Annotated in this window: 19 protein-coding genes; 11 read left to right on the top strand and 8 right to left on the bottom strand. The window is 38.9% G+C overall.

From position 1 onward, the window contains the following. Window positions 1–436: 436 nt before the first annotated feature. The 4 genes from ACUN24_RS07370 to ACUN24_RS07385 form a co-directional block, all read right to left on the bottom strand. Window positions 437–1,168 (bottom strand): head GIN domain-containing protein, encoded by a 732-nt coding sequence (locus ACUN24_RS07370; RefSeq protein WP_445561902.1) that lies wholly within the window; start codon window positions 1,166–1,168, stop codon window positions 437–439. Window positions 1,169–1,317: 149 nt separating this feature from the next. Further along, window positions 1,318–2,970 (bottom strand): M1 family metallopeptidase, encoded by a 1,653-nt coding sequence (locus ACUN24_RS07375; RefSeq protein ID WP_445561903.1) that lies wholly within the window; start codon window positions 2,968–2,970, stop codon window positions 1,318–1,320. 119 nt (window positions 2,971–3,089) lie between these two features. Continuing rightward, on the bottom strand, window positions 3,090–4,955 hold the full coding sequence (locus ACUN24_RS07380; protein WP_445561904.1) for a CocE/NonD family hydrolase: 1,866 nt from the start codon (window positions 4,953–4,955) through the stop codon (window positions 3,090–3,092). A 105-nt stretch (window positions 4,956–5,060) separates the two neighbouring features. Further along, the gene (locus ACUN24_RS07385; protein ID WP_445561905.1) at window positions 5,061–6,932 is read right to left on the bottom strand and encodes a CocE/NonD family hydrolase; all 1,872 of its coding nucleotides are present in this window, start codon (window positions 6,930–6,932) and stop codon (window positions 5,061–5,063) included. A gap of 355 nt (window positions 6,933–7,287) precedes the next feature. On the opposite strand from ACUN24_RS07385, the gene ACUN24_RS07390 reads away from it, so the two are divergent. The 10 genes from ACUN24_RS07390 (at window position 7,288) to ACUN24_RS07435 (ending at window position 16,831) form a co-directional block, all read left to right on the top strand. After that, window positions 7,288–8,121: a DUF6515 family protein gene (locus ACUN24_RS07390; RefSeq protein WP_445561906.1), complete on the top strand. Its 834-nt coding sequence runs from the start codon at window positions 7,288–7,290 to the stop codon at window positions 8,119–8,121. A 308-nt stretch (window positions 8,122–8,429) separates the two neighbouring features. Next, window positions 8,430–9,590, top strand: coding sequence for an esterase-like activity of phytase family protein (locus tag ACUN24_RS07395; protein WP_445561907.1), 1,161 nt, complete (start codon window positions 8,430–8,432; stop codon window positions 9,588–9,590). A gap of 24 nt (window positions 9,591–9,614) precedes the next feature. Next, window positions 9,615–10,280, top strand: coding sequence for an HAD family hydrolase (locus ACUN24_RS07400; RefSeq protein ID WP_445561908.1), 666 nt, complete (start codon window positions 9,615–9,617; stop codon window positions 10,278–10,280). Window positions 10,281–10,324: 44 nt separating this feature from the next. Next, a complete protein-coding gene (locus tag ACUN24_RS07405) occupies window positions 10,325–10,933 on the top strand; it encodes a DUF2306 domain-containing protein (RefSeq protein WP_445561909.1) in 609 nt (202 codons plus the stop codon). A gap of 41 nt (window positions 10,934–10,974) precedes the next feature. Then, window positions 10,975–11,526: a Crp/Fnr family transcriptional regulator gene (locus ACUN24_RS07410; protein ID WP_445561910.1), complete on the top strand. Its 552-nt coding sequence runs from the start codon at window positions 10,975–10,977 to the stop codon at window positions 11,524–11,526. 62 nt (window positions 11,527–11,588) lie between these two features. Beyond that, window positions 11,589–11,945: a VOC family protein gene (locus tag ACUN24_RS07415; protein WP_315422877.1), complete on the top strand. Its 357-nt coding sequence runs from the start codon at window positions 11,589–11,591 to the stop codon at window positions 11,943–11,945. A gap of 251 nt (window positions 11,946–12,196) precedes the next feature. Then, the gene (gene lpdA, locus ACUN24_RS07420) at window positions 12,197–13,603 is read left to right on the top strand and encodes a dihydrolipoyl dehydrogenase (RefSeq protein ID WP_445561911.1); all 1,407 of its coding nucleotides are present in this window, start codon (window positions 12,197–12,199) and stop codon (window positions 13,601–13,603) included. A gap of 443 nt (window positions 13,604–14,046) precedes the next feature. Then, a complete protein-coding gene (gene thiD, locus ACUN24_RS07425; protein ID WP_445561912.1) occupies window positions 14,047–14,865 on the top strand; it encodes a bifunctional hydroxymethylpyrimidine kinase/phosphomethylpyrimidine kinase in 819 nt (272 codons plus the stop codon). Beyond that, the gene (gene tenA, locus ACUN24_RS07430; RefSeq protein ID WP_445561913.1) at window positions 14,862–15,515 is read left to right on the top strand and encodes a thiaminase II; all 654 of its coding nucleotides are present in this window, start codon (window positions 14,862–14,864) and stop codon (window positions 15,513–15,515) included. Before thiD ends, tenA begins: the two co-directional genes overlap by 4 nt. Window positions 15,516–15,625: 110 nt before the next feature. Continuing rightward, entirely contained in the window at window positions 15,626–16,831 is a 1,206-nt protein-coding gene (locus ACUN24_RS07435) for an MFS transporter (protein ID WP_445561914.1), read from the top strand. A 273-nt stretch (window positions 16,832–17,104) separates the two neighbouring features. Here the strand turns inward: ACUN24_RS07435 and ACUN24_RS07440 are convergent, their stop codons facing one another. The 3 genes from ACUN24_RS07440 to ACUN24_RS07450 are packed head-to-tail and all read right to left on the bottom strand — an operon-like array spanning window position 17,105 to window position 18,486. Further along, window positions 17,105–17,398 (bottom strand): type II toxin-antitoxin system RelE/ParE family toxin, encoded by a 294-nt coding sequence (locus ACUN24_RS07440; RefSeq protein WP_193421032.1) that lies wholly within the window; start codon window positions 17,396–17,398, stop codon window positions 17,105–17,107. Further along, the gene (locus ACUN24_RS07445) at window positions 17,398–17,637 is read right to left on the bottom strand and encodes a hypothetical protein (RefSeq protein WP_193421030.1); all 240 of its coding nucleotides are present in this window, start codon (window positions 17,635–17,637) and stop codon (window positions 17,398–17,400) included. The genes ACUN24_RS07440 and ACUN24_RS07445 overlap by 1 nt, the downstream gene beginning before the upstream one ends. Window positions 17,638–17,682: 45 nt before the next feature. Continuing rightward, window positions 17,683–18,486 carry a hypothetical protein gene (locus ACUN24_RS07450; protein WP_445561915.1) on the bottom strand — a complete coding sequence of 268 codons (804 nt, stop codon included), beginning with the start codon at window positions 18,484–18,486 and terminating at the stop codon, window positions 17,683–17,685. Between the two features lie 316 nt (window positions 18,487–18,802). On the opposite strand from ACUN24_RS07450, the gene ACUN24_RS07455 reads away from it, so the two are divergent. After that, entirely contained in the window at window positions 18,803–20,236 is a 1,434-nt protein-coding gene (locus ACUN24_RS07455; protein ID WP_445561916.1) for an AAA family ATPase, read from the top strand. Window positions 20,237–20,573: 337 nt separating this feature from the next. Here ACUN24_RS07455 and ACUN24_RS07460 read toward each other — a convergent pair whose 3' ends face one another. Continuing rightward, on the bottom strand, window positions 20,574–23,768 hold the full coding sequence (locus tag ACUN24_RS07460; protein WP_445561917.1) for an efflux RND transporter permease subunit: 3,195 nt from the start codon (window positions 23,766–23,768) through the stop codon (window positions 20,574–20,576). Window positions 23,769–23,805: the final 37 nt, after the last annotated feature.

Genomic DNA, 23,805 nt, shown 5'->3' on the forward strand with positions numbered 1-23,805 from the left:
TCAGCCGAGGCTAGGTAGGCAGAGCAGTAATTCAATTTTAAGGTTTGCAGGGTACAAGCCTCTGTTCCTAAACCTGATTGGAATGGAAAGCCCAAAGCGTAGCAAGGACTTGAAATGAAAAGCATGGCTGAAGACCGCCAAGAACTACTGTAAGTCCATTTCCATCTTACAAAATCAATCTTTTTTGTGTGGATCGCAGGGCTAGTGCATAACATTATGTTTCTTCCCGTTTTACGCTTGTACGTTTCAATCCTCGTACCTCGTTCGTTGTATAGGTACCACTTCAACCGGAGCTAAGTGGGCAGAGCAGTAATTCATTTTTAGAGTTTGCAATTGTGGTTCGTGAAGATACGAACCATGGCGAGGGGAATGAAGTGCAAAAAAAAAATGCCCCAAATTTCTTCGGGGCATTCCTTGTATGATGATGAATCTGATTTTACATTTTCCTTACTCCACCTGAGCCAATAACGGTTTTGTCGACAGTTGGATTACCAGAATAATTTACGTTTCCTGATCCGCTTATTACAGCCCTGATGCTTTCGCTAACGGCAATATTTACGGTTCCTGATCCGCTAATGGTACTATTTAATGTTTTTGTTGAAAAAGATTTACCGGCAAATGTACCTGAACTGCTTATTACCACCTTAGTGCGATCGGCACCGCCAGTGATGTTTATGGATCCTGAACCACTAATTACTCCACTATAATCATCTACATCGGCTGTTGCTTTAATGTTACCAGAACCGCTTACGGTGGTGGTTAGACTGCCTGTGCTGATTTTTCCATTTACGGTTAAACTTCCATCACCGCTAACAGTTAAACTTGCCAATTCTCTGACTGATACATAAGCTGTGATTTTTTTACCTTCGTATTTTCTGGACCAGCTGGTAATGCTGGTTTGCGGACGGATGACCAAAACACGGCCTTTTACTTCGGTAACTATTGAAGCTAATGCATCTGCATCACCTTCTAAACGACAACTTTCGCTATTCCCCAAAGTTACAATTACATTTATGGGGCCTGCTGTAGCAACGCCGTTGAAATTTTTTACCTCTCTGTCGTCACCATTGTTTTTTGAAGTGCTGATGCTGATCTGATCTTTAGCAATTACATTAATACTAGAGGTTAATGTAAGTGATGCCAATAATATTGCAAATACTTTTTTCATGGGTATAGATTTTATTTTTTAGATGAGCTTTTCTTATAAGACGGTTGTTTTTAAGAAAAGTTGCACAAGTTTAAAATTATCTTTGGTGGCCGACTTACGAAGTTAGCTGAACTATCGGGCCAGGGAAACTTCGTAAGTCTGGGCCAGGATTAACCTTTTTTGAGGTTAACATAGAACAGCGGATCCTGTTTAAAGTTATCTGTATTTATACTGGCATCTACCTTAATTGTTTTCCAATCGTTTGTGGGTTTAATTAAAGTATAGGCTCCAGTTTTTAAGGTTACACGTACAGGCATATCGAAACCTTTAACATCGGTTACCCAACGGTAAGAAAGGTTGCCATTATCAATTTTATATTCCAGAACCGGGATTTTGGTATAACGTAAATACTGATCGAAAACTTTATCCAGTTTCAGCCCGCTTTCTTTAGCAATGTAATTTTCGATCTGGGCAGAAGTTACGGTTTGATGATAAAAAGTTCTGTTTAATCCGCGGAGAACCTGTCTGAATTTCTCGTCGTTGTTAATGAGCTGACGGATGATACTGACCAGGTTTGCGCCCTTTGGATACATATCGCCAGAACCCTCTTTGTTTACACCGTAAGGGCCAATCACCGGAATATCGTTTTGGATAATTTTCTGTAATCCGATTACATACTCGTTTGCAGCCGCTTTGTTCTCGCTACATTCAGTAAACAACACTTCCGAATAATTAGTAAAACCTTCATGAATCCACATATCGGCAATATCTTTTGAGGTGATGCTATTCCCGAACCATTCGTGGCCACTCTCATGGATGGTGATGAAATCCCATTTTAAACCATGGCCGGTGCCGCTTAAATCTTTACCCAGATAACCTGGTTTAAATTGATTGCCATAAGCTACTGCACTTTGATGTTCCATACCTAAATGTGGTGCCTGAACCAGTTTGTAGCCATCTTTGTACCATGGGTAAGGGCCGAACCAATATTCGAAACATTTTAGCATGGGTTTAACATCGGCATCCCAATGCGGGCGGGCTTTGGCGCTATCCGTTTGTAGCGCCCAGTAATCAATACTGAGTTTGCCATTTTCGCCATCATAACTGTCTTGCCAGTGGGCATATTTGCCAATATAAAAGGTTACATCGTAGTTGTTGATGGGGTTAGCGACAAACCAATTGTATTGTTTGTAACCATCGGGTTTATCTACCGTATTTCTCAGCCTTCCGTTAGATATTTCCTGTAAAGTTTTAGGAACAGTAATGCTGATGAGCATACTATCTACCTCATCGCTCTGGTGATCTTTATTTGGCCACCATACACTTGCACCTAAACCCTGGCAGGCCACAGAAACAAAAGGATTGCCTGCTGCGTCTTTTTTAAAGATAAAGCCACCATCCCAGGGTGGAGTTTTGGCCACAGTAGGGTTACCCGAATAAAAAACCGTGAATTTATCTTTGCTCCCTTTTTTAACTGCTTTAGGGAAGGTTACAAAAACAGCATTATACTCCCTGGTAAAAGGTAAATCAGTACCCTTATACACTACTTTTTCTACTTTGAGGTTGTCAAAAAGATCGAACTGTAATTTATTAAAATCCTGCGTAGCGGTGAAGGCAAATTCATTGCTTCCGATGATGGACTTCTGATCAATATCGATTTTTACATCTAAGTGGTAATAGTTAATATCGTAACAGGTACGTAAAGTAGTAAGTGTTCCACGGAGGCTATCGGCCCGGGAGTTTACCTGGTTTTTAGCCAGCATTTGTGCATGTGTAGCCGGAATACTGAAAGCAAGTGCAAAAAGGATAAATAGTTTTTTCATTTGTTTTATTGGTTTACCAACGCTTTCGGTTCGTGGGGACACGAACCGAGGCATTGAAGTTTTTTATGATCGTTAAAAACGATTAATTATTATACGCTAGTTTGGAAAAGAGCTTGAGCTTATTTTATCACGTCAACTTCGATAAAACTATCATTAAAAACCGTTTGTGTGGCTTTAATATAATCTGCTTCAGTTGCTTTATAGGGGTTTTCTACAAATTTTTGTGGATTACGGGCAAATAAGGGGAAAGCTGTGCTCTGCACCTGGATCATGATCCGGTGGCCTTTTTTAAAGGTGTGCAATACATCCTGCAACTGGAAGTTTACAGCTGTTTTTTGATTGGCGACCAAAGCCTCCGGTTTTTCAAAGCTATTGCGAAAACGGGCCGGCATTACTTCTGAACGTACCATTTGCCAGTAATTGCTCAGGGTAATGTTCTTGTTTGGCATATAAGGATTGTTAGGTTCATCGGCTGGATACACATCGATCAGCTTGACAATAAAATCGGCATCTGTACCAGTAGAGGCGATTTTAAGGTGCGACATGATTTCGCCACCCAATGTAATATCGTTATCCAATACATCAGTTTGGTACACCAAAACATCTGGCCTTCTGCCTGCAAAACGTTGATCTTCGCTCATGTAATTATGCGGGGTAAAACCCAATGTAGTGGTTAAATCTTCTGTATAAGGAACTGGTTTTAAAGGATCACTAATGTAGTTAACAGAAGCAGCTGCTGATGGAGCGGTCATGCTTAGTTTACCATCGGCACCCAGGTATAATTTTTGTTTGCCTGCTTTTTCTGCCGGCCATTTGCTAAAAGTTTCCCATTGTTTTTTTCCGGTATCAAACATATACGCTTCGGGCAGGCCTGAGTTTTTATCTCCATTGCCCTTTAAGAAATGGTTAAAAAATTTAGCTTCAATTTCTTTTTGGTAAAAAGTAGCAATGCTATCGCCGAAATAAACATTGCTGTGCATGGTATGGCCGGTTTCGCGACTCCATCTGCCATGTCCGAATGGTCCCATCACGATTGTATTATAAGCATTAGGGTTTTTCTTTTCGATGGTTTTGTAAATGTTTAATGGTCCTGATAAATCTTCTGCATCGTACCATCCGCCAACTAACATCACCGCAGGTTTAATGGTATTGTAATGTTTTAATAACCCACGTTTTTGCCAAAACTCATCGTAGTTTGGGTGGTTAATGGTTTCTTGCCAGAAAAAATTATCCTTGTAATATTTGTCGGCATTGGTTAAAGGACCTAAGTCTAAAGCAAACTGATAGCCGTCTTTTGTTTTTGGTAGAATTAACTGGTTGTTGTACCAGGCTTTAGAAGTTGTATCCGTTTTCTGCACGCCAAATACCGGAAAGGTCATGAAATAACTCTGTAAAAACGATCCGTTGTGGTGGAAATCATCAAAAAAGAAATCGGAAATCGGGGCTTGTGGCGAGGATGCTTTTAGTGCAGGATGATTGCTTAAAATGCCGGCTGCGGTATAAAAACCTGGATAAGAAATGCCCCACTGACCCACTTTGCCATTGTTATTGGCCACATTTTTAACCAGCCAATCGATGGTATCATAAGTGTCTGATCCTTCATCAACATCTTTCTTTGATTTTTTATTATCGATTACAGGTGTCATGTTGGTCCATATACCTTCACTTTTCCAGCGGCCGCGTACATCCTGCATCACCACGATATAACCTTCTTTCATCATCAGTTCTGATGGGCCTAAACGCGCCGGAAATTTGTCTTCGCCGTAAGGGGCAACACTATAACAGGTGCGCTGCATCATCATCGGATATTTTTTATCCTTTGAGGCATCTTTTGGGGTATAAATGGCCGTAAAAAGTTTGGTGCCATCGCGCATTGGGATGTAGACTTCTTTTTTGGTGTAATTTGTTTTTGGATATCCTGTGTCGCTTTGCGCAAAAGCAGAAGAGGCTGAAAGCAGGATAATGATGAGTTTAAAGTATTTCATTTTTTAGAATAAGTAAGTTATTTATGTATTTGGTTCGTGGTGACACGAACCAAGGCGGCGTTAACCCGTGTGGACACGAACCGGGGCGGATGACGCACTGAACATTTATTTTAACACCGAAACAGTAATGAACGAGCTGTTGTGTACATCGTGATAAATTTTGTGTGTTGCTTTTTGAAAGTCCTGTGGCTCTGCCTGGTAAATATCCATAAATTTCTGCGGATTGCGATCAGCCAAAGGGAACCATGAATTTTGAATCTGGATCATGATTTTATGTCCTTTTTTAAAGGTATGCGCGATATCTGGCAGCGGATAATTTACTTTGGTGATTGCGCCAGGAACAAAAGCTTCAGGTTTTTCGAAACTGTTCCGGTATTTTCCACGCATAATTTCTCCACGAACCAACATTTCATACCCGCCCATTATCAGGTTTTTAGGGTTAGGCTCTGGATTTGGCGCATCTTCAGGGTAAACATCAATCAGTTTAACTACATAATCGGCATCTGTGCCGGTGGTGGATACCACAAGATTGGCCAGCACTGGTCCGGTTAGGGTAATATCTTCTGTTAGGGCATCAGTCTGATAGGTTTTAACATCCGGGCGTCGTGCGGCAAAGCGCTGATCGTCGATCATGTACTCGCGGGTACGTTTGGCCTGAATTCCATCCTGGTAAGGTACAGGATTATTCGGGTCACTCACATATTCGTCCCAGCTATCGGTTCTGCCCACTTTCTCAAAACTGAGTTTTCCGTTTGGCTGTAAATACAGGTTTTTGCTTTCAGCTTCTTGTGGAGGCCAGGTGTTGAATTTTTTCCATTCGTTGCTTCCGGTTACAAAAATGTTGGCTTCTGCAGCATTAAAATCGCCTTCGCCTTTTAAATAATGTTTAAAGAAAGGCAGCTCGTACTGTTGCTGATAATCGATGCTGGTGGTTTTTCCGAAAGGGATGTCGCCGAAGTAGGAACCATCACTACGCACCCAGCCGCCATGGAACCATGGGCCTGCAACCAGGATATTATTGGCGCCAGGATTCTGTTTCTCGATCGCTTTGTAAGTGTCAAACGTTCCATAGGCATCTTCTGCATCAAAAAAGCCACCCACTACCATTACCGCAGGTTTTACATTGGTTAAATGCGGGGTAATTAAACGTGCTTTCCAGAAAGTATCTAAGTTGGGATGTTTAAATAAATCATTCCAGAATTTAATATTATCGGCGAAATAACGGTCTTTAAGGTTTTTAACTGATCCGGCTTCCAAATAAAAACGATAATTGTCCTGAATGGGGAATTGAAAACCTTTAGGTCCTTGATCTGGTGTAATCGGTTTAGGCCTCGGCACACCAAAACTGCCCATAAAACTGAAAGCATCCATAAGGAATAATGTACCACGATGGTGGAAATCATCACCCATAAACCAATCAGTAACCGGCGCCTGTGGAGAAACTGCCTTTAGCGCCGGGTGCGCATTTGGCAATGAGGTGGTAGAATAAAAACCAGGGTACGAAATGCCATAAATACCGGCGTTACCATTGTTGCCTTTTATGTTTTTAATCAACCAATCAATGGTATCGTAAGTATCTGTACTCTCATCAATAGCGGTTTTAGATTTTTTACCAGCTAGTTGAGGGCGGATATCGGCAAAAGTCCCCTCACTCATCCAGCGGCCGCGTACATCCTGGTAAACAAAAATAAATCCTTCGCGCATCATGGCCGGGAAATTGCCGAGGCTAAGCTTATATTTATCCTCGCCGTAAGGGGCAACAGTATAAGGCGTACGGTTTATTAAAAATGGATATTTTTTGGATTGATTTTTGGGTATATAAATGGAAGTGAATAACTTAACTCCATCACGCATCGGGATCTGACGTTCTATTTTGGTGTAGTTTTCTCTCACATAAGCCGAATCGGTTTGTTGAGCCATTAATTCATTAGAAATAAACAGACAAAATAAAAGACTGAAAATTCTGGTAAGGTTCATTTAAGCTGGTTTTTAGGAAATAAAATTTAAATATAGGTGATTGGAGATTGATTAGAAAAAATAGCCCGTAAAAGGTTTGTTAGTATGAGGTATGATGGATAATGGAATAGTCCGAAAGTTGGAAGACCGAGGTAAGAAGCCTGGTGTGCAAAAAGAACTTTGTGTCTTGGTAGTAAATAATCAAAAATGGGGAATGGATGAGGCATTTTGTTCTTTAGTTGGCATATTTCATAGAAACTGATATTTATAACGCTGTCTTCGTCATTAATTTATCAAAATTTAGTTAAATCTTGTTAAGGGATAATCTTTTAAGAATTTTAACCGTCATATTGATAATCGAATTAAACATAAAAAAATGAACAGGTTATTAAATAAAGGATTGGTTGTTTTCGCTGCAGCAGCGATGATCGCAACCTTGAGTATCGAAAGTGTTTCTGCACAGCGGCCAAGTAGGAGTGGAGGAGGAGGTGGTTCTTTCGGCGGGGGCAGATCGGGCTCAATTGGCTCATCAAGAGGTGGTGGTTCTATTTCCCGTCAGCCATCTATGCGCGCGCCAGGCAGAGGGGGCTTTTCTGCAGGTATGCGTTCTGGCAGACCAAGTTATGGTTATAACAGGCCAGGTTATCGTCCGGGATATGGTAGACCAGGTTATGGTTACAGATTTGGTTACGGAAGGCCCTATTACAGGCCATACTACAGTTATTACAATTTTTACAGACCATTTTTAGGTTTTAGGATCGGTGTATTGCCTTATGGCTATTATCCATTTTATTATGGTCCAAACCAGTTTTATTATTCTGGTGGATTGTTCTATCAACAAAATAACGATCAATACGAAGTGGTAACGCCACCAGTTGGTGCTGAAGTTCCGAATTTACCATCTGATGCCAATCAGGTAACTATTAATGGGGTTGATTATTACGAATACAAAGGCGTTTATTATACCCAAAAAGAAAATGCCGATGGTAAAACTGTATATGTAGTGGCTGGAAAAGATGGCGTTTTAAATACGACAGATGGTTCGGGTGATACGCATAATATAGGTGATATTATTAACCAATTGCCTGAAGGATGCAGAGAAGTGACAATTAAAAACGAAAAATATTTTGTTTCACCTGATGATGTTTATTACGAAGAAATAGTTGACGGAACGAATGTTACTTACCGCGTTATTGGTAAGTTGTTTTAACCTTAGTTTAATAAGTGTCAGATGGTAACATCTGACACCACGTATAGTTCCAGTAAATGTGCAGTTGGATGTTATCATCCGACTGTTTCGTTTAATTCTCGCTGTACGTCATACTGAACTTGTTTCAGTATCTGTATTCAATTTTGTCAGATCGGAATATCCAACGCCACTGAGTTTCTAATTGGGGAAAATTGCCACGAGAAGACTTTGACCCGTAGTGATGTGAAAAGCCACGTATTGAAATAAATTCAGTATGAAATATTGTGAGTAGCCAAAATTCTATATTTTTACGGCTTAAACATTTCGATTTGAAACCTGTATCGCAGCTCTTCTTCGTTTATTCAGTTCTTGCCATTGTTCTTTCATCTTGTTCTGCCACTAAGTATGCTGCAGTTAAGCAACATGAAACTAGTGTTTCGTCTATAAAGTTTCTGGATGAATACATTATGCCCTTAAATCCGATTTTCCAAAATACGGTTGTTGGTGGTTTGTCGGGGATTGATTATGATGCAAAAAAGAACCTGTATTATCTGATCAGTGATGATCCGTCGCAATTTAGTCCGGCAAGGATTTACACTGCACAGATTGATCTCAAAGAAAATAAAATCGATACCGTCAGAATTACAGGAGTTACGTACCTCTTACAGGAAAACGGAAAACAATATCCCAAGTATGGCACGGATAAAAGTCTGAAGCCAGATGGGGAGTCCGTCCGTTATAATCCGGTTACCAAACAATTGATCTGGAGCAGCGAAGGAGAAAGGTTGTTTAAAAACGGTGATACTACCATTGTTCAACCCAGTTTAACTTTTATTTCTACCACCGGAAAATTTTTAGATACCATTCCGCTGCCAAAAGGTTTTCACTTTACCAAAACAGAGAGCGGTCCACGAAAAAATGCATTGTTTGAAGGATTAACCTATGCTGATCAGTACAAAACATTGTATGCCAGTTTAGAAGAGCCACTTTACCAGGATGGCCTCCAGGCTGCTTTTGAATATGATAAAGCCTTAACGCGGATTTTAAAGTTTGATGTAGCGACTAAAAAGAATGTTGCGCAATATGCCTACAACCTTGGCGCTTTACCTGTTAAACCTACAGTAGACAATGACTGGAATGTAAATGGAATTTCGGAAATACTAGCCATTAATAATCACACACTTTTGGTTATGGAAAGGGCCTGGGCAAAAGGGCACGATGACCATGCTTTTTTAAAACTTTACCTGGTTGATTTGAACGGTGCAGAAAATGAGATTGATAATGAATCTTTCCTTAAAAATCCACCAAAGCCGCTTAGTAAAAAACTACTTTTCGATTTTGATACCTTAAACAGGCACATCGATAATTTTGAAGGGGTAACTTTTGGTCCAAAACTTGCAAACGGACACCATTCTTTGATATTTTGTGTAGATAATAATTTTGGAAAATCGCAGGTACAGCAGTTTTTCCTTTTCGAGATCATCCCATAAGCTAATTTCAGTTAAAAATTTATAATGAATAAAATAAAAGCCCTGCTTTTCGATTTAGACGGTACATTAATTGATTCGGAGAAATTTCATTTCGATTGTTGGAATACCTTTTTATGCCCCTATAATGTGAATATCGAATTTAAAGATTGGTTAAGCAATTATGCGGGGATTCCGCTGCCGAAAAATGCAAAAACGATTATAGACCGGTATGAAATCAAAGAAGAGTTAGAAGACTTCATCAATAGAAGAGAGAAGATAACTTTCGATGGTTTTAGAACGACGGATATTGAATTAATGCCTTATGCCTTAGAATTTGTGCAGTTTGCTTACGAAAAAGGGCTTACACTAGCGGTGGTTACAGCCAGTCCGAAAATTGATGTTGAAGCGGTTTTTGAACGTAATGGTTTGGCTAAATATTTCAGTTTGTTTATTACCAGAACAGATGTGAGCAAATCAAAACCTGATCCCGAAAGTTACAATCTTTGTGTAGAGCGATTAGGTATAGCGAAAGAAGAATGCATCGTTTTTGAAGACACCCTGAATGGAGTAAAGTCTGCTCTTGCAGCGGGCATAACCTGTTACGCCATTCAGAACAATGTACAGGCACATCAAAAACTGAAAATTGCTGATGAACTTTTCCTCAGTTTTGCAAATGCCAAAGAATTTATGCTGAAGAGGGAATTGATTTAGTTCTTGAAAATTAGCTAGCTTAGCATAAAGCAATAGAACTTAATATGGTAAAAAAAGGATTATGGATTTTGTTTGCAACTTTTGCATTGCTGGTTGGGCTCTATCCAATGATTTACTTTTTGATCGATAGAAAATTTGGATTGTTAAATTCAAAGTCAGCTGAGTTGTTAAGCAATACTTTCTGGAACATTGGTTTTTATACGCATATCATTTTCGGAGGAATCGCTTTATTAGTCGGTTGGACACAATTTAGTTCGAAAATGAGAAACAGGCGAATGGCATTACACCGAAAACTGGGTAAGGTTTATGTGGTTGCTGTGCTGCTTAGCGCATCAGCTGGTATTTATATTGGTTTTTTTGCAACGGGTGGATGGATTTCATCCGCTGGATTTATTTGTTTAGGCATCATTTGGTTTTACACTACTTTAAAAGCTTATTTACATATTAAACAAGGAGAAATAGAAAAACATCAAAAAATGATGGTTTATAGTTATGCCGCTTGTTTTGCTGCGGTAACATTAAGGATCTGGCTACCAATTTTGACCATTATTTATGGTGATTTTTCAAAAGCCTATCTGGTTGTTGCCTGGCTGTGCTGGGTTCCAAATTTGGCCGTTGGCTATTTAATTACCAGAAAAGCCGCCAACCAATAAGTTGTTTTGATGCACCATTTGCTGAAATAATTGAATTTTATATGATGTCAGCTCAGGAAGTTTTAGCCAGTGTCGGATCATTTTCATTCCATGATCTGCTTCTTTTTGAAGAAAAAGCCCTGCGAAAAATATTTAAGAAAAACGATACGGTATTGCGCCAAGGTGAGATTTGCCAATCTGTCTATTTCATTCTATCTGGATCTTTTGTTCAGTTTCTGTCTGATCATGAAATTGAGAAAATCATTGATCTTCACTTACCCAAAGAATGGATGTTTAATCACCCGAGTTTGATTGAACAAATGCCATCAGGTACTACGATTAAAGCTTTTGAGGATGCGGAGGCAATTGAATTGAGTTTAATTAACCTGCACGAGCTGATTGCCAGGTCGCAGTCTTTCTTAAACCTGGGAAGAATTTTTGATCAGGCTAATCACCGGACTTACCTTTTTGACAATGCATTAAGCCCTGCCCAAAAATATAATTATATTAAAAATGCAAAGCCGCTCATTGTACAGGTTTTTCCGGTTAAAATGATCGCTTCCTATCTTAAAATAACTCCCGAAACACTAAGCAGGGTTAGAGCGAATTATTGAATTTCATGATTTCGATCAAGTGCTGCTTTTGAGAAAATTCCTCATTTTTGAAATAAAAAAATATGCTAACAGAAATCAATCCGAAACTTCCAATGCGTGATAAAGAAATCACCAGAGATTTTTATGTGAATAAATTAGGCTTTAAAGATATTGGCGCCGACAATTTTAAGGATTACCTCATGGTGCAAAAAGACCATGTTCAGATTCACTTTTTTTTATTCGAAACACTCGATCCGAAAGAAAACTACGGACAGGTTTATATCCGTACAGATGATATAGAGGGTTTATACAAATGGATGCTGGATACTAAACAAAGCATTCATCCGAATGGGCATTTGCAAACAAAACCGTGGGGGCAAAAAGAATTTGCTATGCTCGATCCGGATAGTAATTTACTCACTTTTGGTCAAGGGGTTTAAGATGGGGAGTAGTTCATTGGGTTAGCTCAAACATTTTATCCTTTTAAAGTAAAATGTTTTATACGCTCAGCAACCTATGGACTTCTGAACTTTTAAAGAATATCCTATTGAGCCTTATATTGAACCATAAGCTAATGTTATAAGCCATAACTGATAAACAAATGACTAATAAGCAATTTCTATAGCCTAATCCACTTTCAGCTTTCCGCCTTTTTTCCCTACATTTGGCTAATCAAAATTCTCAAGAAATTATGCAATACGATGTCGTTGTTATCGGTTCAGGGCCGGGCGGTTATGTTGGCGCAATCCGTTGTGCTCAGTTAGGGTTAAAAACTGCAGTAGTAGAAAAATATAAAACTTTTGGAGGTACTTGCTTAAACGTGGGTTGTATCCCATCTAAAGCTTTGTTAGATTCATCAGAGCATTTTCATAATGCTGCTCATACATTTACTACTCACGGTATCGATTTAAAAAGCCTTAAAGTAAATATGCCACAAATGATCGCCCGTAAAGACGATGTTGTTGCACAAAATACGGCCGGTATTACTTATTTGTTTAAAAAAAATAAAATCGATTCTTACGAAGGCGTTGGTTCTTTTGTAGATAAAAACACCGTTTTAATCACAAAGGCTGATGGTTCTACGGAAACCTTAACCGCTAAAAATGTAATTATTGCTACCGGTTCTAAACCTACGGCCTTGCCATTTTTACCAGTTGATAAAAAACGTATCATTACTTCAACAGAGGCTTTAAATATTAAAGAAGTTCCAAAGTCGATGGTTGTAATTGGTGGTGGAGTTATCGGTTTGGAGTTAGGTTCTGTTTACGCCCGTTTAGGTACAAAAGTTTCAGTAATTGAGTTTTTGCCATCCATCATTGCAACAATGGATGCAAGTTTAGGCAAAGAACTTCAACGCGTATTGAAGAAAAACCTGGGCATGGAATTCTTTATGAATCATAAAGTTACCGGAGCTACAAATAATGGTAAAACAGTAACGGTTACTGCAGAAAATGCGAAGGGTGAAGCCGTAAATTTCGACGCTGATTATTGCATTGTGGCTGTTGGCCGTACGGCTTATACCGAAGGTTTAGGTTTAGATAAAATAGGAATTACCATAGAAGAAAGAGGAAAAAAAGTCTCTGTAAATGAGCATTTAGAGACTTCGGTTGCTGGTGTTTACGCTATTGGTGATGTAATTACTGGTGCAATGTTGGCGCACAAAGCCGAAGATGAAGGCACTTATGTGGCAGAAACTATCGCAGGACAAAAACCACACATCAACTATAACTTAATTCCGGGTGTTGTTTACACCTGGCCTGAAGTTGCATCTGTTGGTTTAACTGAAGAGCAACTGAAAGAAAAAGGAACTAAATATAAAGCAGGATCTTTCCCTTTCAAAGCCAGCGGACGTGCGAAAGCAAGTATGGATACTGATGGTTTCATTAAAGTTCTGGCTGATGCTGCAACTGATGAGGTTTTAGGTGTACATATGATTGGCCCGCGTGCTGCAGATATGATTGCTGAAGCCGTTATTGCAATGGAGTTCCGCGCATCTGCAGAAGATATTGCACGTACCTGCCATGCGCACCCAACTTATACCGAAGCCTTAAAAGAAGCTGCACTTGCGGCAACTGATAACAGAGCGATACATATTTAATTATTATCCAACCGTCATACTGAACTTGTTTCAGTATCTGATTGGTAAACATATATTATTAATCCCGGTATTTATATCGGGATTTTTTTTTGGAGTTGTCAACTTTATAAGGCCTTTTGCTGTTAAGTTGACAACTCTTTGCATATAATTCATTTCTATAAACAAAGAATAAAAACTAAGCCCTATATTGCGCTACAAAATAAAACTTTAGGGGTGCCTTCAAATAAGTTGGCTGAGAATATACCCATTTTGAGGTTAAAGGTAGAAGGTAAAAAGGTAGAGGGCAATGTCCTTCAGCCTTAAAACCCTCCAGCCATCAACCTCAAATGAACCTGATCCGGATCATGCTGGCGTAGGAAATTAGTTTGTCTGCAATAATTGCATAAAATGCCTCTGCATTTGAAGACTCCTGAAGTTGTACAACGAAAATGAAGTCTTTAGCAATGAATTATATTCATGTATTAACAATAGCCGGCTCAGATAGTGGGGGCGGGGCTGGTATTCAGGCCGATTTGAAGACCTTTTCGGCCTTGGGCTGTTTTGGCACATCGGTAATCACGGCGGTAACTGCACAGAATACGCTAGGGGTGCGTTCGGTGCATGGTATTCCCGCGGAAATGATTAAAGATCAGTTACAAGCAGTATTGGATGATATAGTGCCAGTGGCCATTAAAATTGGAATGATTAACCGTGCCGAAGTGGTACAGGTGATTGAAAAAGAACTAAAAGCTTACAATCAATCTGTTCCTGTTATTTTAGATCCGGTAATGGTCGCTACCAGCGGTCACCGCTTAATCAAACCCGATACCGTTAACCAATTGGTAGAAAAATTATTTCCCATCGTTAGTTTGGTTACACCAAATATAGATGAGGCCATAATCCTTTCGGAACAAGAAATCAATAACCTCGATGATATGATTGCGGCAGGGGAGAAAATCATCGAAAAAGGGGCAAGGGCTGTGCTGATTAAAGGGGGACATTTAGTAGGGCCAATGATTTATGACGTCTTTATTTGTGGAAAAGACGCGCCTGTTGTTTTAGAAAGTGCCTTTATTGCTTCTAAAAATCTACATGGAACGGGGTGCACACTTTCATCAGCTATAGCCGCCGAAATGGCGAAGGGAAACAATTTATTATCCGCAATTAAAAATGCAAAAAACTACATCAGTCATGCCTTACAAGCCGGCAGCGAAGTAAAAACAGGTGAAGGTAATGGACCGTTAAATCACTTTTTCGAACCTTTAAAATTAATTATCCAATGAAGTGGAGCGACGATGCCTGGGAACGGGTTAAACCTATTTATAATAAAATTTTAACCATGCCCTTTAATAAGGAGTTGAGCAATGGTACCTTACCGAAAGAAAAATTTATCTTCTATTTAGCACAGGATGCCTATTACCTTTTAGAATTTGGACGGACGCTAAGCACCATTAGTGGGCGTATGCAAAATGCAGATTTGGTGATGGCTTTTGCCGGGTTTTCTACAGGTGCTATTTTTGCCGAGCGGAGTTTGCACGAAAGTTACTTTGTAGAATTTGGTTTAGCAAGCGAGGTGCAGCCCACTCCATCTACACTTTTGTATACCAATTATATTCTTAGTCAGGCTGCATACGCCAATGTAGAAATAGCAGTAGCGGCTGTTTTGCCATGCTTTTGGATTTATAAAGCAGTAGGCGATCATATTTTCGCACAACAGACCAACGGTCACAATCCCTATAAAAGATGGATTGATATGTATGCTGGAATCGAATTTGCTTCTGCGGTAGAACAAGCAATTGATATTATAAATCAACTGGCAGCACAGGCCAATACCTCAACCCAGCAAAAAATGCTGGATGTTTTCGAAATGGCGACCCGCTTAGAATGGACGTTTTGGGACAGTGCATATGAACTCGAAAAATGGAAAATCTAATATTTTAATCCTGTGTGTCGCAAATATTTCGATATAAAATCAAAAAATAGTCGGTATTTCCAATAGATTTAAAGAACTTTGTAGTTTAATCTATAATTTAAAACATCATTTTGGAAGAAAGTAAGCAAGAACAGGAAATTATAAGCAAACAAGAAGACAAACCTGTAATAGCACAAAGCTCTCCAAAACAAGTCCGTTTCGCCATATCTGCCTTTTACTTTATGCAAGGGGTCTGTTTTGCAAGTTGGGCAAGTAGGATTCCAACTTTTAAAGCTTTAATGGATTTAAATGATGCAGAATTAGGTTCCATACTTTTTGCATTACCTGCTGGACAGATCATTACCATGTTTTTTTCTGCAAAACTGACCACACATTTTGGCAGTAAAAAAATGCTCAGGGCAACTGCACCATTATATGCAATTGCCTTAACTTTTTTGGCATTAGCCACCACTGGTTGGCAATTGGCTGTTTTTTTGGTTTTTTTCGGCATAACAGGTAATCTTTGTAATATTGCCTTAAATACACAGGGAGTTGCCGGCGAAAACTATTACGGCAAACCTATTATGAGTTCTTTTCATGGCGCCTGGAGTATCGGGAATTTAACCGGTGCATTAATTGCGCTCGGTTTGGTTAACTTAAAATTAGGCATGTATACCCATTTTTGGATTATTGCCCTGATATCTTTAACCAATGTAGCCCTTAACTGGAAAAAGTTGTTAAACTATAATAAGCCAGATACCGTAATGGAAAAGACAAAGTTTTTTACCATGCCTCAAGGTATTTTAGTGTTATTGGGGGTTATCGCATTTTGTAGTATGGCTACAGAAGGTACAATGTTCGATTGGAGCGCTATTTATTTCGAAGATGTGGTAAAGTTGCCTCATAATAAAGCAATTATAGGTTATGCATCGTTCATGTTTATGATGGCAAGCGGAAGGTTTTTGGGTGTATATTTGATCGGTAAATTTGGACGAAAAAACCTGTTGCAGATCAGTGGTGCCATTATATCCATAGGTATGGCACTTGCCGTAATATTCCCGAATCTGATTGTTGCCATTTTTGGCTTTATGCTTATTGGTCTTGGTGTTTCTAGTATTGTACCCATGGTATATAGCATCGCGGGCAACAATAAAAAAGTACCTGCTGGTAAAGCCATAACCATGGTTTCGAGTATTGGTTATTTTGCTTTTTTGTTTGGCCCACCATTAATTGGTTATGTTTCGCAATTATCCAGCCTGCGTTATTCTTTCGGGATCATTTCTGTTTTTGGCTTGCTGATTACTTTTTTGGTCATTAAAATAAAAGCTATAAACTAGGGTTTCATATCTTAAAAAATATATCGATTATTTGGAGCGCAAGGTCAGTACAAAAAAATAAATTTCTTCCCGTTTTACGCTTGTACGCTTCGCTTCCTCGTGCCTCGTTGCTGCAGGGTACCGCTTCAACCGTGGCTAATTGGCCATAGTAGTACTTAGTTTTAGTGACTGCTTGGTATATTAACGTTAAACCTTATTTAATGAAGGGGGCCTAAATTATAATTTCATTTGCATTGTTGAATGCCAATATGGATTTACGGTTATTCTATGTTTTTAACGTGTAAAGGGCCTTCTGCTAGAATGTCTGACCCTGAGAATTCTAATTTCTTTATTCGTCTTTCTAAAGGATATTCTGTAGCGGTCAATTTCGAAAGCAAAAAAACTGGCGTCGTTATTTTTCTTTAATCTGTCTTTTTGGAATGTATCTGGATGGTTTGGAATCGACTTGATTTTTGATAAAATTTTTATTTCAATTTTTTCAGCGTAATCAATAAGGCCATTGTCTTCTAAATACTGGATAATTTCTAGTAATTGTTTTACAGCAAGTTTATTCCATTTAATTTCCATTAAATAAGCTTACGCCTTTTTTCAAAAAGTTGTTCTACATCTTCATGAGAAATAAAGTTGCCAGATTCTATTTCTTTATCTGCTTTATCTATTTCCTCATTATATTGATTTAAGAATGCTGCTTCAACTTCTGTTGGTTCGTCATTAATATCAGATTGATATTTATAGTCTAAACTATCCAAAAAGGCAATAAGGACTTTTTCTTCCTGCTCATTTTTTGTGTTTACAAATACGCTCATATTCAAATTTAACGAAATTTAACGAAAATAAATATAGGCTATTACCTATTCTTTCTTCACCAATCCATGTTCCTTCAGTGTGGCAACCGCGAGTTCGATCAGCCTCAAGTTTTCTTCCAGATGCCCGTGTTGCACTTCTACATTGATATAAGGAATATTATTTTGCATGGCATAAACCGAAAGGGAGCCGTCATTAGAAACGAATTTAGATTGAAGAATTACATTCACGTTTGCCTTTTTTAAGCTGCTGAATAATCTTGGCTCGGTTACATAAATCAGATCATCGCCATCCATCTGGAAGTTGATGTAAACAGAATCAGCGGTGCTGGCTAAATCGTAACCTGGTAAATAAGACGAAATACCAAAACCACCATCTGCATTGTTATGAAGGGTTAAAAAATAACCCGTAGCTTTTGGATCGTAAAAATCGACAATTTGTTTGCCTGCATTAAGTATTACTTTTTCTGCTTCGTTAGAGCTGAAAAAATCTTTTTTTAACCTTGTTTTTACACCTATTTCGGTATAAATAGCGTTAGGGTCTATACGATATTGATCATCCATATAGGTGAAATAATAATCTCTTACACCTCCATATTGACTATCGATGAGTTCGCCGCCACTCCAACGGATATAATCAAAGCCTGCTTTTACACCAGTATCTTCATTATCATGCACGACTAAAAATTTAATACCATTAGGTTTGTAACTGTATTTTACCAGGTTGATATCTAAGTTTGAAACCTTAACAAAGCTCGAATCTGTAGTCATGGCCTGGAAAACAGGAGGGTGTTGAGCTTTAAGCAGAAAAGTGAAGCAGATGAGGGACAGGCTAAGAATGATTTTGAACATAATCTCTAATATACAATGTTGTTGCATAATTTGTTTGGATACGGTATTGTAGAATTATCTGCGCATGGCTCAGCGTAAGTAATTTAAATAGACTCTTTCGTGTTATCTAATTTTATGTGGTAAAAAAATAATTGGCCTTAACGATACCAGAACAATTTATTGAGATAGAATCTATTATCCGCAGCCAAAAATATATATATTATATGTGTTTTGGCTGCGGATATTTTTTTATCTACAGCCAAAATTTTATATTTGATGTGTATTTTGGCTGCGGATAAAATTATTTTAATCTTTAACCATTAAAAAGGAGAAAAAAATGGAATTGCTCATTGGAAGAATAGCTGAGAAAAAAATATTGTCAGAGGCACTTGCTTCGTCTTCATCAGAACTATTGGCAGTCTTTGGCAGGAGAAGGGTAGGAAAAACTTTCCTGATCCGCTCAGTCTTCCAGAAACAGCTTATTTTCGAACTTTCGGGTGTTCACGATGCGAATGCTGCCGAGCAACTGCTCAATTTCAGCAAGGCTATTGCAAATGCGTTAGGTTCTAAATTAACTCCCGTAGCTCCTAAGAATTGGACAGAAGCCTTCTGGCAACTCAGAGAATTTGCAGCACCTATACTTAAAAAAAGAAAAGCTGTAGTTTTCTTTGATGAGTTTCCTTGGCTAAGTTCGCATAAATCAGGCTTTCTTTCTGCATTTGAATATTTTTGGAACCAGTGGGCCTCACAGCAGCCAAATCTGATAGTTGCAATCTGTGGATCTGCTGCCACCTGGATGATTAAAAAAGTTGTTAACAGCAAAGGAGGTTTGCACAATAGGTTAACACGTAAAATACGCCTGTTACCTTTTACCTTGCACGAGACAGAACAGTATCTAAAAAGCAATAATATCCATATTGACCGTTACCAGATACTGAACATTTTTATGGCAATGGGCGGTGTGCCACATTATTTGAAAGAACTTAAAAAAGGAGAAAGTGCTACGCAGGCTATTGACAGGCTTTGCTTTACTAAAGATGGCCTCCTTTCAACAGAATTCGCAAACCTTTACCGCTCGTTGTTCGAAAATGCAGAAAGACACATTTCCGTAGTTAAAGCACTCGCAGACAAACCGTCGGGATTAACAAGAAACGAAATCATTGCGGCCTGTAACCTACAGAGTGGAGGGACTACCAGTCTATTACTTGAGGAACTTGTGGAGTCTGGTTTCATTACTCCGCACCTGCCTTTTCAAAAGAATGCCAATCAAAGCATTTATAAACTCAGCGATGAATACAGTCTTTTCTATCTTAAATTTATCGAACATTCCCGTGCTACAGGTGCAGGCACATGGCTTAAAAAATCATCAACGTCTTCCTGGAGGAGTTGGAGTGGCTATGCCTTTGAAGGGATCTGCATGAAACATACCGATAATATTAAGCAGGCACTAGGCATTTCCGGAGTGTTTACTGAAACATCAGCTTGGCGGCACGCTCCAAAAGACGGAAACGGCGCACAGGTTGATCTGTTGTTAGACAGGCAAGATAATATAATCAGTATATGTGAAATGAAATTTTCGAATACTGAGTTCGTAATAGATAAAGCTTATGCTGGTGAGTTACAGTACAAACTTGAGGTATTTCGTCAGCAGAGCAAAACCAAAAAAGCATTATTTCTAGCCATGGTTACAACCTATGGCGTTAAAAATAATATGTATTCTATTGGCCTGGTACAGAATGAAGTTACCATGGATCATTTGTTTTTGCCTTAGTATAATATTAAGAGAGTTTAAAGCACTACTTTCATCAGTTTTGCTACGCCCGCCGAATGCATTTGGTTAATATCATTAAGTTAAGCACAACGGTTGTCAGTCTGAGCGTAGTCGAAGACTTCTTGAGATTAATAAATCGTAAATAAATGCCCTTCGACTACGCTCAGGGTGACATCTTTTTGAGATTCCTTAACTTGATGACAATGTACATTTGGTTCAAGAAAGTCAAATTCAATAAGATTTGTGACATTCACTAAACCACATCCCTGATTTTTAACTCCACAAAAAAGCCCCGATTTGGGATCGGGGCTAAATTGATTGTTAATCTGGATGTTTATTAATGTCCATGATCTAAGTCGTATTCGTTTACATCTTTGTGGTCGTATGGTTCAACCATTAATTCATCGATTGTTTTTCCTTTTTTATTGAAACCAAAGCGCTCTAACATTCTATCGAATATTAAGTATACCACCGGTACCACAATTAAAGTTAAGAACAATGAACTGGTTAATCCACCTACAATAACCCAAGCTAAACCATTTTTCCATTCGGCACCTGCACCGCTTGCTAGTGCAATTGGAAGCATACCGAATACCATGGCGATGGTTGTCATTAAGATTGGCCTTAAACGTGCATGGTTGGCCAATACAAGCGCTTCTTTAGTCTCTTTACCTTCAGCCTTTAAGTGGTTGGTAAAATCGACCAGGATAATTGCATTTTTCGCTACCAGACCCATTAACATAATTAAGCCTAAAATGGTGAAGATACCGATAGAGTTGTTCGTTAAAGCCAGGGCTAACAATGCCCCGATTACCGCTAATGGAAGTGAAAACATTACCACCAATGGATAAATAAAACTATCGTAAAGTGCAACCATAATCAGGTAGACCAAAATGATCGATGCCAATAAAGCGATACCCAAAGTACCAAAACCTTCGCTTTGATTTTCCTCATCGCCTGCCCAGCTATAACTTACGCCAATGGGAGCCTTAAGTTTACCATTTTTTTGCATGTCGATAAGCTTTTGTTTAAAGTCTGCAACGATGGTACCTGTAGGTCTACCAATAGATTGCGCCTGAACAGATACTGAAGTCGATTTGTTCAATCGCTCTAACTGACTTGGACCGGAACCTTCTGTAATGGTTGCAAATTGCGATAACTTAATCGGTGCACCATCACTATTAATGAAAATCAGGTTACGAACATCATCAATATTTTTTCTGTTGAAAGTTTGATATTGGATATTGATATCGTACTCGTACTCACCTTTACGGTATTTTCCATCTGTATTCCCTGCAAAAGCAGTTTGCATGGTAGAACCTACGGTTGACAGCGTTAGGCCAACAGCTGCCATTTTATCTCGGTCTACCTGAACGTTAATTTCTGGTGTTCCTTTCTCTACTGATAACTTAATTTCAGTAGCTCCCGGGATAGTCGCCAAAAGTTTTTGCGCACCTTCAGCATATTTCAAAACGCTATCCAAATCAGAGCCCATTACAACTAAGCTAATTGGCGCATTTTCTGCAATACCCAAAATACTGATTGGAACAGTTTTTACTTTAGCACCAATTAATTCTTTAGCCAGTGCACGGCTCATCTTCGTTGCGAAAATATCTGAAGAAATACCCTTGCGTTCATCACGTTCAACAAGTTTTACGTTGATCTCCGATTTATAGGCTGTTGCCTGCGTACCACCGAAATCACCTGTCGCTTGTCCTACAGTAGTAATTAATTGTGTAATTTCTGGCTGTTTATCTAAGAAAGCCTCGGCTTTTTGTGTTAAGAAGTTGGTTTGCTCTAAAGAAGCATCTTTTGGTAACTCCAACTGTACTAGGAACTCACCTTTATCTGATTTAGGGAAGAACTCAGAACCAATAAAACCGCCTACCAATAAACCGCAAGAACTTAAGAACATCACCACCACGGCAACTAAAGTAAGTGCTTTATGGTTTAATGACCAAGTTAAAATGCTGGTAATCCAAAGGGTAAATTTCTTTAATTGCTTTTCGAACCAGAGAATGAAACGGCCAAATATGTTTTTACCTTCAATATGTTCCAATTTACCGAAACGAGAGAAGATAAGCGGTACAATGGTAAATGAAGCTACTAATGAAAGTAAGGTTGCTATAATTACCACAATACAGAATTGACGCAGGATGTTCGATACTAAACCTGTACTTACCGCAATCGGGAAGAATACCACCACAATTACGAAAGTAATAGATACTACGGTAAAACCAATTTCTCTTGTTGCATCAGACGCTGCCCTTACCTTGTTTTTACCCATCTCCATGTGTCGCTGGATATTTTCCAGCACCACAATTGCATCATCCACCAGGATACCTACCACGAGTGACAGACCCAATAGCGACATTAAGTTCAAGGTAAAGCCGAATAAGCTAATCCCGATAAACGTAGCAATTAAGGAAACCGGAATGGATACCATTACAATTAACGCGTTACGTAAACTGTGCAGGAAGAAAAGCATTACAAAAGCCACCAAAATAACCGCAAGGATTAAATCGTGGATTACCGCATCTGCCGATTCTAAGGTAAAGATCGAACTATCGTTAACAATCCTGATGTCTAATTTATTTGCTGCGTATTCATTTTTAAGCTTAGCAATAATGGCGTGTACACCTTTACTTACCTCTACTGCATTCGCATCACTTTGTTTGATGATCTGGATAGCGATAGATGCTTTACGATCAATACGTGCCAGTTTCTCTGTTTCTTTTTGTGAATCCTGAACATCGGCAACGTCGCCTAAACGGATCTGTGCACCATCTTTAGTTGTTGTTAAAACGAGGTTTCTCAATTCTTCCATACTTCTGTATTTACCCGATAAACGGATTAATACATCCTGGTTCTGCGTTTTAACACTTCCGGTAGGGAAATCGAGGTTAGAACTCAAAATCAATTGTTGCACCTGAGGAACCGAAAGCTTATAGCCCTGCAGTTTATCAGCGTCTAACGAAACCTGAATTTCGCGTTCTGAACCACCAACCAGGTTAACCTGTGCGATACCGCTTACCCTCGAAATTACCGGCGCAATACGTTTGTCGATCAAATCGTAAAAGGTAATATCATCCATATTTGCCGAAGCAGACATGGTAATTACCGGTAAATCATCTAACGAGAATTTACTTAACGATGGTGTTTTTACATCCTCTGGCAATTGAGAAAGAATGGCATTTACCTTACGTTGGGCATCATTCATTGAAATATCGATGTTGGCCTTATCTGTTAAGGTGATGGTAACTGTTGATAAACTCTCAAATGATACAGAGTTGATCTTTTTGATGTTTTCCATCGATGATACCGCATCCTCAATTTTTTTGGTTACGGTATTTTCAACCTCATTTGGAGAAGCACCAGGGTAGATGGTTGAAATAGATACTACGTTGTTAGAGAATTTTGGAAGTAATTCATAACCCAACGAAAAGTAACTTAGTAGCCCAAGCAAGGTAAGTGCGGTAAACACCACAATAACCAGCGAAGGCCTTTTTATAGATATGTCTGTTATCTTCATTTTAATTAGTATTGCGTTTTGCGATTGGCGTACCGCG

It is taken from the genome of Pedobacter sp. WC2501 (assembly GCF_052682415.1).

Coding starts and splice junctions, on each gene's coding strand:
- ACUN24_RS07410 (WP_445561910.1), top strand. CDS start 10,975: ATGATGTCAGCTCAGGAAGTTTTAGCCAGTGTCGGATCATTTTCATTC.
- ACUN24_RS07400 (WP_445561908.1), top strand. CDS start 9,615: ATGAATAAAATAAAAGCCCTGCTTTTCGATTTAGACGGTACATTAATT.
- ACUN24_RS07370 (WP_445561902.1), bottom strand. CDS start 1,168: ATGAAAAAAGTATTTGCAATATTATTGGCATCACTTACATTAACCTCT.
- ACUN24_RS07375 (WP_445561903.1), bottom strand. CDS start 2,970: ATGAAAAAACTATTTATCCTTTTTGCACTTGCTTTCAGTATTCCGGCT.
- ACUN24_RS07445 (WP_193421030.1), bottom strand. CDS start 17,637: ATGAGCGTATTTGTAAACACAAAAAATGAGCAGGAAGAAAAAGTCCTT.
- ACUN24_RS07455 (WP_445561916.1), top strand. CDS start 18,803: ATGGAATTGCTCATTGGAAGAATAGCTGAGAAAAAAATATTGTCAGAG.
- lpdA (WP_445561911.1), top strand. CDS start 12,197: ATGCAATACGATGTCGTTGTTATCGGTTCAGGGCCGGGCGGTTATGTT.
- ACUN24_RS07405 (WP_445561909.1), top strand. CDS start 10,325: ATGGTAAAAAAAGGATTATGGATTTTGTTTGCAACTTTTGCATTGCTG.
- ACUN24_RS07440 (WP_193421032.1), bottom strand. CDS start 17,398: ATGGAAATTAAATGGAATAAACTTGCTGTAAAACAATTACTAGAAATT.
- ACUN24_RS07380 (WP_445561904.1), bottom strand. CDS start 4,955: ATGAAATACTTTAAACTCATCATTATCCTGCTTTCAGCCTCTTCTGCT.
- ACUN24_RS07450 (WP_445561915.1), bottom strand. CDS start 18,486: ATGTTCAAAATCATTCTTAGCCTGTCCCTCATCTGCTTCACTTTTCTG.
- thiD (WP_445561912.1), top strand. CDS start 14,047: ATGAATTATATTCATGTATTAACAATAGCCGGCTCAGATAGTGGGGGC.
- ACUN24_RS07415 (WP_315422877.1), top strand. CDS start 11,589: ATGCTAACAGAAATCAATCCGAAACTTCCAATGCGTGATAAAGAAATC.
- ACUN24_RS07390 (WP_445561906.1), top strand. CDS start 7,288: ATGAACAGGTTATTAAATAAAGGATTGGTTGTTTTCGCTGCAGCAGCG.
- tenA (WP_445561913.1), top strand. CDS start 14,862: ATGAAGTGGAGCGACGATGCCTGGGAACGGGTTAAACCTATTTATAAT.
- ACUN24_RS07460 (WP_445561917.1), bottom strand. CDS start 23,768: ATGAAGATAACAGACATATCTATAAAAAGGCCTTCGCTGGTTATTGTG.
- ACUN24_RS07385 (WP_445561905.1), bottom strand. CDS start 6,932: ATGAACCTTACCAGAATTTTCAGTCTTTTATTTTGTCTGTTTATTTCT.